Source organism: Neptunomonas concharum, assembly GCF_008630635.1.
Classification (GTDB): Bacteria; Pseudomonadota; Gammaproteobacteria; order Pseudomonadales; family Balneatricaceae; genus Neptunomonas; species Neptunomonas concharum.
The window spans coordinates 2,055,504-2,070,171 of record NZ_CP043869.1 but is presented as its reverse complement, the minus strand read 5'-3'; the positions used below and the strand labels follow the sequence as shown (position 1 = coordinate 2,070,171).

The window sequence follows — 14,668 nt, the reverse complement described above, 5'->3', positions numbered from 1 at the left end:
GTTAATTCTGAATTGATCTTACATCATGGCAGTACGTGTAAAAATATGTGGTATTACCCGTCTTGAAGACGCTAAGTTGGCCGTTTGCGCTGGGGCTGATGCGTTGGGTTTTGTATTTTATGGGCCTAGCCCACGTAACGTGTCTGCCAGTGTGGCTGCTGAGATCATTGCATCCCTCCCTCCTTTTGTAACAACCACCGCCTTGTTTGTTAATGCATGTGCTGACTTTGTATTGGATACGATTGGGCAAACACAGATTGACCTTCTCCAATTTCATGGTGATGAGTCACCTGAGTATTGTGAGCAATTTGCCAGACCTTATATCAAAGCGCTTCGGGTTAAACCTGGGTTGAATTTAGAGGTTGAGAAGCAACGTTTCGCTTCTTGTCGTGCTTTGCTTCTGGATGCCTATAAACCAGGAGTTCCCGGTGGTACTGGAGAGTCATTTGATTGGGAGCTCATTCCAAGAGAGATGCGATCTGAAATTATTTTAGCGGGTGGATTAACGCCTGAAAATGTAGCGGCAGCTATACAACAGGTTTCGCCTTTCGCCGTAGATATTAGTGGTGGAGTCGAGCGGGCTAAAGGCGTGAAAGACGCAGATAAAATTCAACGTTTTTTTGAAGAGGTGGCACGTGCCAACAAAAACTGATCTCGCTGCTTTAATGCAGTTGCCTGACGAGCGTGGACACTTTGGTCCTTATGGCGGTCGCTTTGTTTCTGAAACCCTGATGGGTGCACTTCAAGAACTTGAGCGCGTTTATGAAAAGCTTTCTAAAGAGCCAGCTTTTCAGGAAGAGTTCGATCGAGATCTGGCTCATTACGTAGGTCGCCCCTCGCCATTGTACTTTGCTGAACGTCTGACTGAGCAGGTAGGCGGTGCAAAAATATATTTAAAGCGTGAAGATCTCAACCATACGGGTGCGCATAAAGTTAATAACACTATAGGACAAGCGTTGTTAGCTAAGTTTATGGGTAAGCCTCGCATTATTGCTGAAACGGGTGCAGGGCAACACGGTGTGGCCTCTGCAACGGTAGCTGCACGTTTAGGTCTAGAGTGTAAGGTCTATATGGGTATTGATGATGTACGTCGTCAGTCTCTGAACGTTTACCGAATGAAGCTTTTAGGCGCTGAAGTGGTGGCTGTTGAGTCGGGTACTCGCACCTTAAAAGATGCCATGAATGAAGCGATGCGAGATTGGGTGACCAATGTGGATAATACCTTCTACATTATTGGCACAGCAGCAGGCCCCCATCCTTATCCTAAACTGGTGCGAGATTTCCAATGTGTGATTGGTCGCGAAGCGCGTCAGCAGTGTTTGGCACAAGAGGGGCGTTTGCCCGATGTACTTATCGCTTGTGTGGGCGGAGGTTCAAATGCAATTGGTTTGTTCCATCCGTTCATTGAGGATGAAGCGGTTCGTATGATTGGTGTTGAGGCTGGAGGTTATGGTGTTGAAACTGGCCAACATGCAGCCCCACTTTGCGCGGGTCGTCCGGGAGTCTTGCATGGAAACAGAACGTATTTGATGGAAGATGATGCAGGACAAATTTTAGGCACGCACTCAGTTTCTGCAGGCTTAGATTATCCAGGTGTTGGTCCTGAACATGCGTGGCTAAAGGATTCAGGCCGTGCGGAGTATGCAGCGATTACAGATGATGAAGCTTTAGATGCTTTTCGTATGCTGACCCGGGTTGAAGGTATTATGCCTGCACTGGAGTCTAGCCACGCCGTCGCGCATGCGATCAAAGTCGCTAAGACAATGGATAAAGATCAAATTGTATTGGTGAACCTATCGGGCCGTGGTGATAAAGACATCCATACAGTTGCCGGTATTGACGGAATCGAGCTGTAATTGCTGAGGAGATTGAGAAGATGAGTCGTATTAATCAATGCTTTGCAGCACTGAAAGCTAAAGATAAAAAAGCCCTGATCCCCTACGTGACTGCAGGAGATCCACAACCAGCGGTTACGGTTCCTTTGATGCACGCTATGGTAGAGGCGGGTGCGGATATTATTGAGTTAGGTGTACCTTTCTCGGATCCAATGGCGGATGGTCCTGTGATTCAGTTGGCCTGTGAACGTGCATTAAGCCATGGCACTCGCTTGCTGGATGTGCTGTCGATGGTGAAAACCTTCCGCGAAAAGGATGATATAACTCCTGTTGTATTGATGGGGTATTTGAACCCTATAGAGGTGTTAGGGTACGAGTCTTTTGCTGCACAGGCCAAAGCCGCAGGTGTGGATGGTGTTTTAACTGTAGATCTGCCGCCAGAAGAGTCTGCTGAATTTGTTGAAGCGATGAAGCAAAACGCGTTGGATGTTATCTATTTGTTGGCACCGACTACACAAGAGAGTCGTATCGAACAGGTTTGTGAATACGGTTCAGGCTATGTTTACTATGTATCTGTTAAAGGTGTAACAGGCTCCGCTGCGTTAGATGTATCAGAAGTGGCAAGCAAACTTGAAGTAGTGCGTCGCCACACAGATATGCCTGTTGGTGTGGGCTTTGGTATACGTGATGGCGCATCCGCAGCGGCTGTCGCTAATGTTGCTGATGGTGTGATTGTTGGCAGTGTTTTGGTTAACGCGATTGCAGAAAAAGTTAACCAGCCAGAACAGATTTCTAAGGATGTCGCTGGTATCATAGCGCAAATGCGTGGTGCGATGGACGCCTGAGGCGAACACAACTTTATTGACACTGGATTGAAAAAGAATGAGTAATTGGTTAGACAAAATTGTCCCATCACTTGTTCGCTCAGAGAACAAACGAGCGAGCGTTCCTGAAGGCCTTTGGAAAAAATGCCCAAAGTGCGAAGCTGTATTGTACCGCCCGGAACTAGAGAAAAACCTCAACGTATGTACCAAGTGCGATCACCATATGCGCCTGACGGCACGCCAGCGCCTTGAAAGTTTCCTTGATAAGGGGTCTTTTACTGAGATAGCCGCAGAAGTTGAACCAGTGGATCGCTTGAAATTTCGTGATTCAAAAAAATATAAAGATCGTCTTTCGGCTGCTCAAAAAGCGACAGGGGAGAAAGATGCTCTGATTGCTATGCGAGGCACGCTTAACGGTATGCCTGTGGCGGCTGTCGCTTTTGATTTCCAGTTTATGGGCGGGTCAATGGGTGCGGTTGTTGGTGAGCGATTTGTGCGCGCGGTTAACGAAGCGCTAAAAGATAATATGCCTCTAATCTGTTTTTCCGCATCGGGTGGTGCTCGAATGCAAGAGGCTTTGATTTCGCTGATGCAGATGGCTAAAACCAGTGCGGCATTAGAAAAAATGCGCCAAGCGGGCCTGCCTTATATTTCGGTGTTAACTGACCCTGTTTATGGTGGTGTGTCGGCAAGTTTAGCGATGTTAGGCGATTTGAATGTTGCAGAGCCTAAGGCGCTGGTTGGCTTTGCTGGCCCTCGTGTCATTGAGCAAACCGTTCGTGAGAAATTACCAGAAGGCTTTCAGCGGGCAGAGTTTCTGTTGGAGCATGGGCAGGTCGATATGATTATCTCTCGTTTGGAACTGAGAGATCGTCTGAGTTCAGTGCTCTCCATGTTTATGCATCGTCTTACAACTCAGGAGTCCCTAGCTGAGGTGACAATGGATGAAGTTGCAGACGATGAGTTAGATGTGGCGGCTGAGCCTGTTCAAGGAGGAGATGAGCAGCCGGGTGTTGAGCCAGAAAGCACGCCTAAACATTAAGTTATACTGAGCAAAGGCCGGTAGTTACCGGCTTTTCTTATTCTTAAAGAGTGCCCATGAACAGAGCGGAATTTTCTCTCGACCAATGGTTAAGTTGGATGGAGCAAAACCATCCCGTTTTAATAGACCTTGGGTTGGATCGCGTTCGAAAAGTGTTTGAATCCCTTTCACTGGACTTTACTGGTATTCAATTGATTACCGTGGCAGGCACAAACGGAAAAGGTACGACGTTGGCGTACCTGGATAGCATTTTTCAAGAAGCGGGATATACCACACTGTGTTACACCTCACCTCACCTTGAGCTTTATAATGAGCGTGTCAGGCTTTGTGGAACGATGGTTGAAGATGGGGTGCTGGTTGATGCATTTCAGGCGATTGATCGGGCTAGGGGTGAGATATCCCTTACCTATTTTGAGATGGGAACCTTAGCGGCGCTTTGGATCCTTGATCAGTACCGACCTGATGTTGCCTTGTTAGAGGTGGGATTAGGCGGTCGTTTGGATGCGATCAATGTGGCAGATGCGGACATTGCGGTCGTAACCACTATAGATATCGATCATATTGAATGGTTAGGAGATGATCGTGAGCAAATAGGGCGAGAGAAAGCTGGTATTTTCCGTGCGAATGCGCCTGCCGTTTGTGGGGAACTACTACCCCCAGCATCGATTCAAGCCTATGCCGATGAACTAGGTACGCCTTTGTATCAGCTGAATCAGGCTTTTTCCTACCATAAATCCGATGAAAGTTGGTGTTGGCAAGGGCAAACATTAGCCGGAAATACACGTATCATCGAGGATTTGCCTTTACCAAGATTGCCTTTGCAAAATGCAGCAACGGCCTTACAGGTTGTACAATTATCAGGGTTGTCTTGTGATGCTGATGCGATAAAACGTGGTGTGGCGAACGCAAGCGTTGCTGGCCGTATGGATACGTTTACCCATAAGGATCGCCGTTTTATTCTTGATGTTGCTCATAATCCTCAATCGGCCCAGTATCTGGCTGCACACCTCTCTCAAGAGCAGGGGCCTGTTCAGTTGATTCTCGGCATGTTGGCTGATAAAGACTGTCAGCAAGTTATGGTGTCGCTAAGTTCGGTGGTTGATCAATGGCACTTGGTTACTTTAGATGTGCCAAGAGGGCAAGCAGCCGAGGCGTTAAAGGGGCGGTTGCCTCAAGAGATCCAGAGCCATCAGGTTTGTTGTTATCGCTCAGTAGAAGAGGCGATTAGGTGTTTGCTTGATGACACCCCTCAGGGTGAAAACTCAGGAGTTATTGTTGTGGCAGGCTCCTTTTTTACCGTTGGTGCTGCTTATCGTGCACTAAATAGAGAGATAAAGTAATGCATTCTCAGTTGAAAAGACGCTTAATTGGCTCTGCTGTGTTGCTGCTAGCAGCTATAGTTTTTTTACCGTTTTTTCTAACAGGCGAAGGCTATCGCGAGAGACAATTGGAGAGCCGTATTCCTGCACCTCCACCGCTGTCTGCGCCTATAGAGATAAAGCAAGAGACATCCGTACTGCCTGATACTTCCGAGTACCCACCTGTTCAGGTTGAGCCTAAATCTGAACCTGAAGCCGTTGTCGTTAAAGTGGAAGTTGAATCAACTGAGGAAGTACAAGAGGCCTTGGAAGAAAAACGTCCGGTGATTGGCGTAGAGAATAAGCGGCCAGAGCTTGATGAGCAGAATGTGCCCGTTGCTTGGACATTGCAGTTGGCTAGTTTTAAAGATGAGGCAAATGCGCGTGCTTTACGTAAGCAGTTAATGGATTCAGGGCATAAGGTATATACCCGAAAAACGGCTGATTTGTTCAAAGTATATGTCGGCCCAGACCTACAAAAAGCGCGTTTAGAGAGCCTCAAAGAGGGGCTGAAAAACGACTTTGGGTTGGATGGAATAATTGTCCGATTTACTACGCAATGATTGGGTTCCATTTAACCCTCTGTTAGAATGCGCGCAAATTTTATGGATGGTATATCAATGATGAATTGGGCTGATTGGACGATATTGGCCATCGTGGCTATATCGGGCCTTTTCAGTATTCGCAGAGGCTTTGTGAAAGAGGCGTTATCCCTTGTTACTTGGGTAGCTGCCTTTATTATTGCTCGCCTTTTTACACCAGCGTTGACTGTTGTATTGGCTGACTATATCCAGACTCCGTCGTTTCGTATTGGCGCAGCTTTTATTAGCCTATTTGTTATTACGCTAATAGTAGGTGCTTTGTTAAGTAACTTAGTGGGTATGTTGGTAGAAGCGACAGGACTCAGTGGTACAGACCGCATGTTGGGTATGGGGTTTGGTATCGCCAGAGGTGCTATTATTGTTGTAGTTTTAATTGCGCTGCTGGGACAAACGCCTGCAGTGCAAGATGCTTGGTGGCAGGAGTCTCAATTGATTCCTCACTTTGTGTTGATGGAAGCTTGGACCAAAGATGTTGCCACCGAAGTGGGGCAGATGATTTGGAACGCAGGACGTTAAGATAAGTGGCCTGTTTGCAGGTCGATAGCTTTTAAGATTCCTCTTGAGGTAGTTCAAATGTGCGGTATTGTCGGCCTTGTAGCCAAATCACTTGTTAACCAGACGATCTTTGACGCTTTAACGGTATTACAACATCGTGGTCAGGATGCTGCAGGTATGGTTACCTGTGAAGGTAATCGTTTCTTCCTACGCAAAGATAACGGTTTAGTTAATGAGGTTTTCAGGACGCGGCATATGAAGCGTTTGGTGGGCCATGTTGGTATCGGCCATGTCCGCTACCCTACTGCCGGTAGTTCCAGCGCCGCAGAAGCGCAACCGTTCTATGTCAACTCGCCCTATGGGATTGCACTAGCACACAACGGTAACCTGACCAATGCCGATGAGCTAGGTGAAGAGATGTTCCGAGCAGATCTTCGTCATATCAATACAACCTCCGACTCTGAAGTGCTACTGAATGTTTTTGCTCATGAGCTCCAGCGCCAAGGCAAATTAACGCCTGATGCGGATGATATTTTTGAAGCAGTGTCTAAAGTTCATAAAAGGGTTAAAGGTGGATATGCCGTTGTAGCCGTGATTACCGGTTATGGCGTCTTGGCATTTCGTGATCCAAATGGTATCCGACCACTGGTTTATGGTACGCGCTCAACACCTGAAGGCGAAGAGTGTATGGTTGCTTCTGAAAGCGTAGCATTGGATATCTCAGGTTTTACCCGTGTGAGAGATATTGAACCTGGTGAAGCAATTTTCATCGACATGGATGGAAATGTTTTTACGCGTCAATGTGCTGAAAAAACGAATTTAGCACCCTGTTTGTTTGAGTTTGTTTATCTGGCACGGCCTGATTCGATCATCGATAATGTTAACGTTCACCAAGCGCGTATGCGTATGGGGGTTAAACTGGCTGAGAAAGTGCTTAAAGAGCGGCCAGATCATGATATTGATGTGATCATCCCGATCCCGGACACCAGCCGTACTTCAGCCTTAGAGATGGCTAAGCATCTTAATGTGACGTTCCGTGAAGGTTTTATTAAAAATCGCTATATTGGTCGTACCTTTATTATGCCGGGTCAAACTCAGCGTAAAAAATCAGTACGACGTAAACTGAACCCGATTGAGATGGAATTCAAAGGTAAAGTCGTCATGCTGGTAGATGACTCAATCGTTAGGGGAACAACTTCTAAGCAAATCGTGCAAATGGCACGGGATATGGGTGCACGCAAAGTCTATTTTGCTTCGGCGGCACCGCCAGTACGCTTCCCGAATGTCTATGGTATTGATATGCCATCGCCAACAGAGTTTATAGCGCATAATCGTACCGAGTCTGAAATTGGTGAAGCGATCGGTGCTGACTGGATGCTATACCAAGACCTGAACGATCTGAAAGAAACGGTCGCTGAAGGATTGGATATCGCGTTAACAGATTTCGATTCGTCGGTGTTTGATGGTTATTACGTGACAGGCGATATTGATGATGCCTATTTAGAGCGGATTGATCAGAAGCGAAATGATGCGGCGAAAGTGAAGCCTGAAAGTGTTGATCATGAAGATGAAGCCCCTGCGGATCTTCATACAAAAATACAGTAAGAGAGAAAGATAATGGCAGTTAATGGGTTTGAACGGGAAGATCGTATACAGTTTGATCTGACAGAAGCAGAACTGGCAACTATGGCGGTTCGTGCCGGGCAAACCCGAACAATGGAAGGGGAGCATAGCGATGCGATTTTTCCTTCTTCCAGCTTTGTTTACTCGACTGCCAGAGAAGCGGCTGCTCGTTTTAGCGGTGATGAAGAGGGAAATATTTACTCTCGTTTTACCAATCCGACGGTAAATGCCTTTGAAAAGCGTATTGCCGCTCTGGAAGGTGCAGAGCGAGCAGTAGCGACCGCTTCAGGTATGGCCGCTATTCTGAGTATTGGCTTATCCTTGCTGCAAAATGGTGATCACGTGGTCTGCTCTCGTAGCGTGTTTGGTTCTACGGTATCGCTGTTTGAGAAATACTTAATCCGTGCGGGTATAACAACCAGCTTTGTTGATCCCACCTCGTTGAACGCATGGGAAGCTGCAATACAGCCAAACACTAAGCTGTTATTTCTTGAGACGCCCTCAAACCCATTAGGTGAGCTGACGGACATTCAGGCAGTGGCTGAAATTGCTCATCGTCATAATGCCTTATTAGCGGTCGATAATTGTTTCCTGACGCCTATCTTTCAGCGACCAATTTTGTTGGGTGCAGATATAGTGATTCATTCTGCAACCAAATATTTAGATGGCCAAGGCCGTTGTGTTGGTGGTGTGGTTTTAGGAAGCCATCAGTTGATGGAAGAGATCTTTGGTTTTATTCGGACAGGTGGAGCCTGTATGAGTCCGTTTAATGCTTGGGTTTTCCAGAAAGGCCTAGAGACTCTGAAAGTTAGAATGGAAGCACATGCGCGAAATGCGCAAGAGTTGGCTACATGGCTACAAGCGCAACCGGCTATCGAACGTGTGTTTTATACCGGTCTTACAAGTCATGCCCAGTATGAGTTGGCGAAAAAGCAACAAACAGGCTCTGGAGGCGTTTTGGCTTTTGAGGTCAAGGGTGACAAAGAGGCCGCTTGGCGATTCATTGATGCTACCCGAATGGTGTCTATTACGGGTAACTTAGGGGATGTGAAAACAACGATCACTCACCCTGCAACAACAACTCATGGTCGAATGAGTCCTGAAGCCCGTGCGCAAGCGGGTATAAAAGATAATCTGATACGTTTATCTGTTGGTATAGAAGACATTGATGATATTCGAGCCGATATGCAGTTAGGTCTGGATGCGGTTTAGCCATTAGGTATGCGCCGGATAGATCTGCTCTATTCGGTGCAATGCTGCTGAGGAACGAGTCCAGCTGCTCTTTAAATTAAAGTATCGACCTCAAAGTTAAGGTTGTCGAAGTGACGACGGCTTTCTAGTAAGCGAAGCACTAAGGATTCTTCATTTTTAGCCGTGTAGGCCAGAGTGATATGCGGCTTAAAGGGTCTGCCTTCATAGCCTAGCCCGAGTTTATCCAGCTGTTTTCTTAATTGTTGATGCAGTGCTACCAGTTGCTCTTCTGGCGTGACACCTAACCAGATATCCCCGCTGTTAAAGCTACCAAAGTGGTCACAGGACAGTTGAAACGGTTGGAACGTGATAGACCGTAATAGGTTATCTACGGCCGATAGTTGTGACGTTTTGACTTCGCCCAGAAAGGCGAGGGTAATGTGTAGTCGTTCAGGTGGAGACCAAGTGACGCCATGAAATTTGCAATAAAGCCGGCTGATCTCCTGCTGTATATTGTCAGGGATATCGATCGCAACGAACAAACGCATAAGTACTCCGTACGATAGAGGTAGGCATTAAGCATAGCTATGAACACCGATGAAGTGAACGCTAATCATGGGAAAATCGTTCTTGCACCCATGGAGGGTGTGGTGGATTCGACCATGCGGCATGTCATTACGCAGCTGGGTGGTGTGGACCTATGCGTGACGGAATTTATACGTGTCACCGACCGAGTGCTGTCCCCGCGGGAAATTCTGAAACATGCCACCGAACTTAGCGGAAGTGGACTAACGCCTTCCGGTGTCCCTGTTGCAGTACAGCTTCTAGGGAGTGTTCCTGAAGTATTAGCGCAAAGTGCTATTGAAGCGGTGAAAATGGGGGCACCTTCCATAGATCTGAATTTTGGCTGCCCATCCAAAACCGTTAATAAACACCGCGGAGGTGCAGTGCTTCTGGATGAGCCTGACCTGATACACGCTATTGTAAAGACTGTCCGACAGTCTGTGCCGCAAAATATAGCGGTGACGGCAAAAATGCGCCTAGGTAACCTGGATAAATCTCTTGCTTTGGATAATGCCAAAGCGATTACTGATGCGGGAGCAGATGGTTTAGCGATTCATGCTCGCACGAAAGTAGAAGGCTATAAACCGCCGGCACATTGGGAATGGATAGGTCGCATCAAAGAGGAGGTTGATATTCCTATTGTGGCGAATGGCGAAGTATGGAACTGTGAAGACTACCAACGATGCCGAGCGCTGAGTGGCTGTGAAGATGTCATGATTGGTCGTGGTTTAATCGCAAGGCCAGAGCTTGGATTGATGATTAAAAGTTACCAGCTCGGGACAAGCCATAGTGGTGCAGCTTGGCGCGACATAATCAGCATTTTACTTCACTACTTTGCGATTGTAGAAAGCCAATTGCCTCCTAAATATGTGCATGGGCGTATTAAGCAATGGTTACATATGATGCGGCCTCAGAGAGAAGAGGCAGAAGGTGTTTTTCGTGAAGTTAAAATATTATCTGATCTTAATCAGCTGCGTGCGCGTTTAGAGGCTGAATTATAACGGTTACAAAGATAGGCCTTCCAATAGGTTGTTAACTTTATCGTACGTCTCTTGGTATTCCATCTGGCTGATAGAGTCCGCTACAATGCCACCACCCGCCCAGCAATGCACTTGATTCTCTTCTATTAAAAGCGTGCGAATGGTGATGCTGGTATCCATGCTCCCGGATAAACTGATATAACCGATACTACCGCAATAGATGCTTCTACGATGTGTCTCTAGCTCATCAATAATTTCCATTGATCTTATCTTGGGGGCTCCTGTGATAGAGCCGCCGGGAAAGCAGTTTCTTAGCAAGTCGATGGGTGATTGGTTCTTAGATAGTGTCCCTACCACAGTGCTAACCAGATGGTGAACGTTCTTATAGTGCTCGATATCGAAAAGTGAGGGTACTTTTACACTGTGCGGCTCACAGACTTTGCTGAGGTCATTTCGAAGCAAATCAACAATCATCACATTTTCAGCTCGGTCTTTTTCTGATGAACGAAGTGCTTCAGCTAACGCCTGATCTTCTTCTGGGGTCTGACCTCTAGGACGTGTTCCTTTGATCGGTTGGGTAATCACATGCCCCGAATTGTCGACAGCTAAAAAGCGCTCAGGTGAGTAGGATAAGACGGCCCCTTGGGGGGTATCGTAATAGGCGGCATAGTGCGTTGGTGCCGCTTCTCTCAGTTGCTTATAAGCTTGCCATGGGTCGCCTTCACAGGTTGCAGAAAAACGTTGTGCAAAGTTAACCTGGTAACAATCCCCTGCGTGGATATAGTCATCAATTCTCTTGAGTGCTTTATGGTAGTCCTCTTCAGAGGTATTGCTTTTAAACGCGGAGGTCATTTTAAAAGGGGAGTCTTGTCTAGAGGAGACCTCTGTCAATATCGTCTGGAGCAGGCTTTCTTGTTTGTGAGAATCAAACAACGGACTGGGAACCCATGTGGCTCGCTCTTCAAGATGATCAATAATAATTGCCCAATGATAAAGACCTACATGCATCTCTGGTAGTTGGGTGTCATCTTCTGCGGATGTTGGAAGTTGTTCGATAACTCGCCCTAGATCATAGCCAAAATGACCTACCAGTCCACCACAGAAGGGAAACAGATGATCAATGTTTGAGGTCTGTGCCTTGGCATATTGATAAAGGCTTTCTAGCGCATCGAAGGGATTCTGATACAGCTCAATAGCTATCGGCAGATTAGTCCCTAATAGCTCGCCGCGATGATAGGATAATTGACACTGAGGTTCCGCCACTAAAATATCATACCGGCCTCGCGCACATGCTGGCTTTCCACTATCGAGTAGAATCGCACCGCCTAGCGGTCGGATACGCTCAAAATATTCTGTAGCTGATACACCGAAAGAGAGTGAAACCGGTTGCAACACGCCATTAACCTTACAGCAAATAAAAGGCGCATTTTACGCATCCTCTTTAAGGATAGCGAGTGGTAGGTGGATATCGCCTTTGCCTTAGCATAATCGCGTATAATACAAATTGTCGACAATTGCGCATGGGAGTTAAGCGTGCATGAGAAGTAAGCTCAATATCCGCAAGGATACATTTTTATTGTCGGACCAGATCATCACTTATCGAGTCCTGAAACATCCTGACATACATAACGGCAAGCGTTTAGTGTTACTGCATGGCGCTGGTGTTGCCGGAGAAGATACGTGGCTGGCTATCGCGTCAATGTTGACGCAATGGCAGGAGATTCTTATTCCCGACCAGAGGGGCATGGGGGAAACCCATTATCCTGATCACAAAGAATATCCCTTTACGGCACACAGGTTAGTGGCGGATATCAATGCACTGGTTGACCATTTAGGTTGGTGGTCGTTTGATATGGGAGGTTACTCATTGGGAGGAATGGTTTCCTTACTATACAAACAACAGCACCCAGACCGCGTAGAGAAGCAATTTTTACTTGAGTCAGCTCTACTGGACAGGCCGTGTTGGGACACAACAAAGGTGTTGCGACAGAAATACAGTGAGGCTGCTCACTTTTTAAGAAGTGATAATAAGGAGCAAGGAATTCGTAACTTTCTCGACACCATCTCTCCTAATCGCCGCACAACCAGCCAAGTGGATGACTTATCGATTATGCGCCTAGGGGCTCGCCCTTTGGGTTTCGCGCATGCATTAGATTGTGTGACCGAAGCGATAAATTCAATCGATAGGGAGTTGTTGGTGGCTGCACAGGGTGATGTATCTAGCTTTATTGGGGGGTTGAGTGTTGATCTGATGCATCAATACCACAGAGATATGGCGGAAGGGATGCCTAATTGGCATTACTTCATGGTGCCGGGAACTGACCACTCTTTGCCTTTTCAAAAGCCGCGGCAGATTGCCAAAATCATGAACGCCGAAGCGCAAAGATACCGAATCAGTCGAAATATATAGATTGGGGCAAACCCTTAAACTTTTGTATTGTGTAGACAACTTTATACTTTTGTTCGGTTGACGAGCGTAAAATAGCGTTGTATCGTTGTTTTAAATAAAGATTGTCGACAATCTTGGAGAGGTAGGTTGTTATGACAGAGATGGCAAACGATATTCCCATAGAGAGCCGCACATTAGCGGATAAAGTCTGCGAACAGATCGTAACTGCGATCATCGTCGGCGATATACCTCCGGGCCAAAAAATCAGTGAGCCAGAATTGGCACGTACCTATGGCATTAGCCGAGGTCCTCTCCGAGAAGCGATACGTCGCTTAGAAGGCTTACGTTTGATTGAACGCAAACCTCATGTGGGTGCGCGGGTTGTTAAACTCAGCCTCAAAGAGCTGGTTGAAATCTATCGTGTTCGTGAGGCACTTGAAGGCATGGCATGCCGAATGGCTGCTGAATTTATGCCTGCGAATGAGATTGCAAGCCTGCGCGCGCTGCTTGAAGAGCACGAGCGGGATGTCGAACAATTAGAAGGTCGATCTTATTTCCAAAAAGAAGGTGATCTCGACTTTCATTATCGAATCGTGCAGGGCAGTAAAAACGAGAAATTGTTAGAACTGCTCGGCAGTGACCTGTACCACTTGGTACGCATGTACCGCTATCAATTCAGTGTATCTAGCTCTCGTCCAAAGCGAGCGCTTAAAGAGCACCACCAGATTGTGGATGCGATTGAAGCGCGAGACCCAGAACTGGCAGAGCTCTTGATGCGTCGGCATATCAGTGCTGCCCGTAAAAACATTGAAGCGAAGCTGAATATGGCAACTGACCTTAAAGGGGAGAATCATGGCTAAACTGACTGCAGGCGGTCGATTCCGCAAAGCGCTGGACGAAACTAAACCACTACAGATCGTAGGTACAACAAACGCATATCACGCAATGATGGCGGAACGCGTCGGCCATAAGGCAATTTACCTGTCTGGTGGTGGTGTAGCTAACCACTCCTATGGTCTTCCGGATCTAGGTATGACATCTATGAACGATGTTGTGGAAGATGTACGTCGTATTACGAGCGCTGTAGAAACGCCTTTATTGGTAGACATCGACACGGGTTGGGGTGGTGCATTCAATATTGCTCGCGCTATTAAAGAGATGACAAAAGCAGGCGCTGCCGCTGTGCATTTAGAAGACCAAGTTGCACAGAAACGTTGCGGCCACCGTCCAAATAAAGAGATCGTATCGTTAGAAGAGATGGTAGATCGTGTTAAAGCGGCGGTTGATGCAAAGACTGACGACGATTTCTTCATCATTGCACGTACGGATGCTTTCCAGATGGAAGGTCTGAATGCAGCTGTTGAACGTGCTCAAGCGTGTCTTGAGGCTGGTGCAGACGGTATTTTCGCAGAAGCTGTTCATACGCTAGAAGACTATAAAGCCTTTGCTAATGGCATCAATGGTGCCCATTTGTTAGCGAACATCACTGAATTTGGAGCTACGCCACTGTTCAATACAGAAGAGCTGGCTGCCAACGGTGCAAGTATGGTGCTTTACCCGCTATCAGCATTCCGTGCTGCGAATAAAGCTGCTCTCAATGTTTACGAAGCGCTGTTGCGTGACGGAGATCAGAAAGCGGTTGTCGACACAATGCAAACACGAATGGAACTGTATGATTTCTTAAATTACCACGATTTTGAGCAGAAGCTTGATGCTTTGTTTGCTCAGGGTAAAAACAAGTAATTCCCTACTAAGGTATTCCAAT

The 14,668-nt window shown here is 46.9% G+C and carries 15 protein-coding genes; 13 read left to right on the top strand and 2 right to left on the bottom strand.

What is annotated here, in order from left to right:
* Positions 1-25 precede the first annotated feature (25 nt).
* Genes F0U83_RS09670 through F0U83_RS09630 form a run of 9 tightly spaced genes read left to right on the top strand, consistent with a single transcriptional unit; the run spans position 26 to position 8,991 of the window.
* On the top strand, positions 26-652 hold the full coding sequence (locus F0U83_RS09670) for a phosphoribosylanthranilate isomerase (RefSeq protein ID WP_211343671.1): 627 nt from the start codon (positions 26-28) through the stop codon (positions 650-652).
* 13 nt (positions 653-665) lie between these two features.
* Positions 666-1,856 carry a tryptophan synthase subunit beta gene (trpB, locus tag F0U83_RS09665; RefSeq protein ID WP_138987763.1) on the top strand — a complete coding sequence of 397 codons (1,191 nt, stop codon included), beginning with the start codon at positions 666-668 and terminating at the stop codon, positions 1,854-1,856.
* Between the two features lie 20 nt (positions 1,857-1,876).
* Positions 1,877-2,680, top strand: a complete 804-nt coding sequence (gene trpA, locus F0U83_RS09660) for a tryptophan synthase subunit alpha (RefSeq protein ID WP_138987725.1) — start codon at positions 1,877-1,879, stop codon at positions 2,678-2,680.
* 37 nt (positions 2,681-2,717) lie between these two features.
* Positions 2,718-3,701, top strand: coding sequence for an acetyl-CoA carboxylase, carboxyltransferase subunit beta (gene accD / locus F0U83_RS09655; protein ID WP_138987726.1), 984 nt, complete (start codon positions 2,718-2,720; stop codon positions 3,699-3,701).
* Between the two features lie 56 nt (positions 3,702-3,757).
* Positions 3,758-5,041: a bifunctional tetrahydrofolate synthase/dihydrofolate synthase gene (folC, locus tag F0U83_RS09650; protein ID WP_138987727.1), complete on the top strand. Its 1,284-nt coding sequence runs from the start codon at positions 3,758-3,760 to the stop codon at positions 5,039-5,041.
* The gene (locus tag F0U83_RS09645) at positions 5,041-5,622 is read left to right on the top strand and encodes an SPOR domain-containing protein (RefSeq protein ID WP_138987728.1); all 582 of its coding nucleotides are present in this window, start codon (positions 5,041-5,043) and stop codon (positions 5,620-5,622) included. The genes folC and F0U83_RS09645 overlap by 1 nt, the downstream gene beginning before the upstream one ends.
* Before the next feature lie 60 nt (positions 5,623-5,682).
* Positions 5,683-6,177 (top strand): CvpA family protein, encoded by a 495-nt coding sequence (locus F0U83_RS09640; protein WP_138987764.1) that lies wholly within the window; start codon positions 5,683-5,685, stop codon positions 6,175-6,177.
* A gap of 57 nt (positions 6,178-6,234) precedes the next feature.
* The gene (purF, locus tag F0U83_RS09635) at positions 6,235-7,761 is read left to right on the top strand and encodes an amidophosphoribosyltransferase (protein ID WP_138987729.1); all 1,527 of its coding nucleotides are present in this window, start codon (positions 6,235-6,237) and stop codon (positions 7,759-7,761) included.
* A gap of 12 nt (positions 7,762-7,773) precedes the next feature.
* On the top strand, positions 7,774-8,991 hold the full coding sequence (locus F0U83_RS09630; protein WP_138987730.1) for an O-succinylhomoserine sulfhydrylase: 1,218 nt from the start codon (positions 7,774-7,776) through the stop codon (positions 8,989-8,991).
* Positions 8,992-9,062: 71 nt separating this feature from the next.
* Here the strand turns inward: F0U83_RS09630 and thpR are convergent, their stop codons facing one another.
* A complete protein-coding gene (gene thpR, locus F0U83_RS09625; protein WP_138987731.1) occupies positions 9,063-9,518 on the bottom strand; it encodes an RNA 2',3'-cyclic phosphodiesterase in 456 nt (151 codons plus the stop codon).
* A gap of 39 nt (positions 9,519-9,557) precedes the next feature.
* Here thpR and F0U83_RS09620 point away from each other — a divergent pair, with 39 nt between their 5' ends.
* Positions 9,558-10,535: a tRNA dihydrouridine synthase gene (locus tag F0U83_RS09620; protein ID WP_211343672.1), complete on the top strand. Its 978-nt coding sequence runs from the start codon at positions 9,558-9,560 to the stop codon at positions 10,533-10,535.
* Positions 10,536-10,538: 3 nt separating this feature from the next.
* Here F0U83_RS09620 and pabB read toward each other — a convergent pair whose 3' ends face one another.
* Positions 10,539-11,909 (bottom strand): aminodeoxychorismate synthase component I, encoded by a 1,371-nt coding sequence (gene pabB / locus F0U83_RS09615; protein ID WP_138987732.1) that lies wholly within the window; start codon positions 11,907-11,909, stop codon positions 10,539-10,541.
* A 142-nt stretch (positions 11,910-12,051) separates the two neighbouring features.
* Here pabB and F0U83_RS09610 point away from each other — a divergent pair, with 142 nt between their 5' ends.
* The 3 genes from F0U83_RS09610 to prpB all read left to right on the top strand — a co-directional run bounded on the left by F0U83_RS09610 (position 12,052) and on the right by prpB (position 14,646).
* Positions 12,052-12,924 (top strand): alpha/beta fold hydrolase, encoded by an 873-nt coding sequence (locus F0U83_RS09610; protein WP_138987733.1) that lies wholly within the window; start codon positions 12,052-12,054, stop codon positions 12,922-12,924.
* A 140-nt stretch (positions 12,925-13,064) separates the two neighbouring features.
* The gene (locus F0U83_RS09605) at positions 13,065-13,763 is read left to right on the top strand and encodes a GntR family transcriptional regulator (RefSeq protein WP_246077773.1); all 699 of its coding nucleotides are present in this window, start codon (positions 13,065-13,067) and stop codon (positions 13,761-13,763) included.
* A complete protein-coding gene (prpB, locus tag F0U83_RS09600; protein WP_138987735.1) occupies positions 13,756-14,646 on the top strand; it encodes a methylisocitrate lyase in 891 nt (296 codons plus the stop codon). The genes F0U83_RS09605 and prpB overlap by 8 nt, the downstream gene beginning before the upstream one ends.
* The last annotated feature ends 22 nt before the right edge of the window (positions 14,647-14,668 follow it).

What these genes read in the sequence shown, in the direction of transcription:
- F0U83_RS09605 (WP_246077773.1), top strand. Translation starts at nt 13,065, where the DNA reads ATGGCAAACGATATTCCCATAGAGAGCCGCACATTAGCGGATAAAGTC.
- trpA (WP_138987725.1), top strand. Translation starts at nt 1,877, where the DNA reads ATGAGTCGTATTAATCAATGCTTTGCAGCACTGAAAGCTAAAGATAAA.
- F0U83_RS09640 (WP_138987764.1), top strand. Translation starts at nt 5,683, where the DNA reads ATGAATTGGGCTGATTGGACGATATTGGCCATCGTGGCTATATCGGGC.
- trpB (WP_138987763.1), top strand. Translation starts at nt 666, where the DNA reads ATGCAGTTGCCTGACGAGCGTGGACACTTTGGTCCTTATGGCGGTCGC.
- prpB (WP_138987735.1), top strand. Translation starts at nt 13,756, where the DNA reads ATGGCTAAACTGACTGCAGGCGGTCGATTCCGCAAAGCGCTGGACGAA.
- purF (WP_138987729.1), top strand. Translation starts at nt 6,235, where the DNA reads ATGTGCGGTATTGTCGGCCTTGTAGCCAAATCACTTGTTAACCAGACG.
- F0U83_RS09610 (WP_138987733.1), top strand. Translation starts at nt 12,052, where the DNA reads ATGAGAAGTAAGCTCAATATCCGCAAGGATACATTTTTATTGTCGGAC.
- F0U83_RS09645 (WP_138987728.1), top strand. Translation starts at nt 5,041, where the DNA reads ATGCATTCTCAGTTGAAAAGACGCTTAATTGGCTCTGCTGTGTTGCTG.
- thpR (WP_138987731.1), bottom strand. Translation starts at nt 9,518, where the DNA reads ATGCGTTTGTTCGTTGCGATCGATATCCCTGACAATATACAGCAGGAG.
- accD (WP_138987726.1), top strand. Translation starts at nt 2,718, where the DNA reads ATGAGTAATTGGTTAGACAAAATTGTCCCATCACTTGTTCGCTCAGAG.
- F0U83_RS09630 (WP_138987730.1), top strand. Translation starts at nt 7,774, where the DNA reads ATGGCAGTTAATGGGTTTGAACGGGAAGATCGTATACAGTTTGATCTG.
- F0U83_RS09620 (WP_211343672.1), top strand. Translation starts at nt 9,558, where the DNA reads ATGAACACCGATGAAGTGAACGCTAATCATGGGAAAATCGTTCTTGCA.
- F0U83_RS09670 (WP_211343671.1), top strand. Translation starts at nt 26, where the DNA reads ATGGCAGTACGTGTAAAAATATGTGGTATTACCCGTCTTGAAGACGCT.
- folC (WP_138987727.1), top strand. Translation starts at nt 3,758, where the DNA reads ATGAACAGAGCGGAATTTTCTCTCGACCAATGGTTAAGTTGGATGGAG.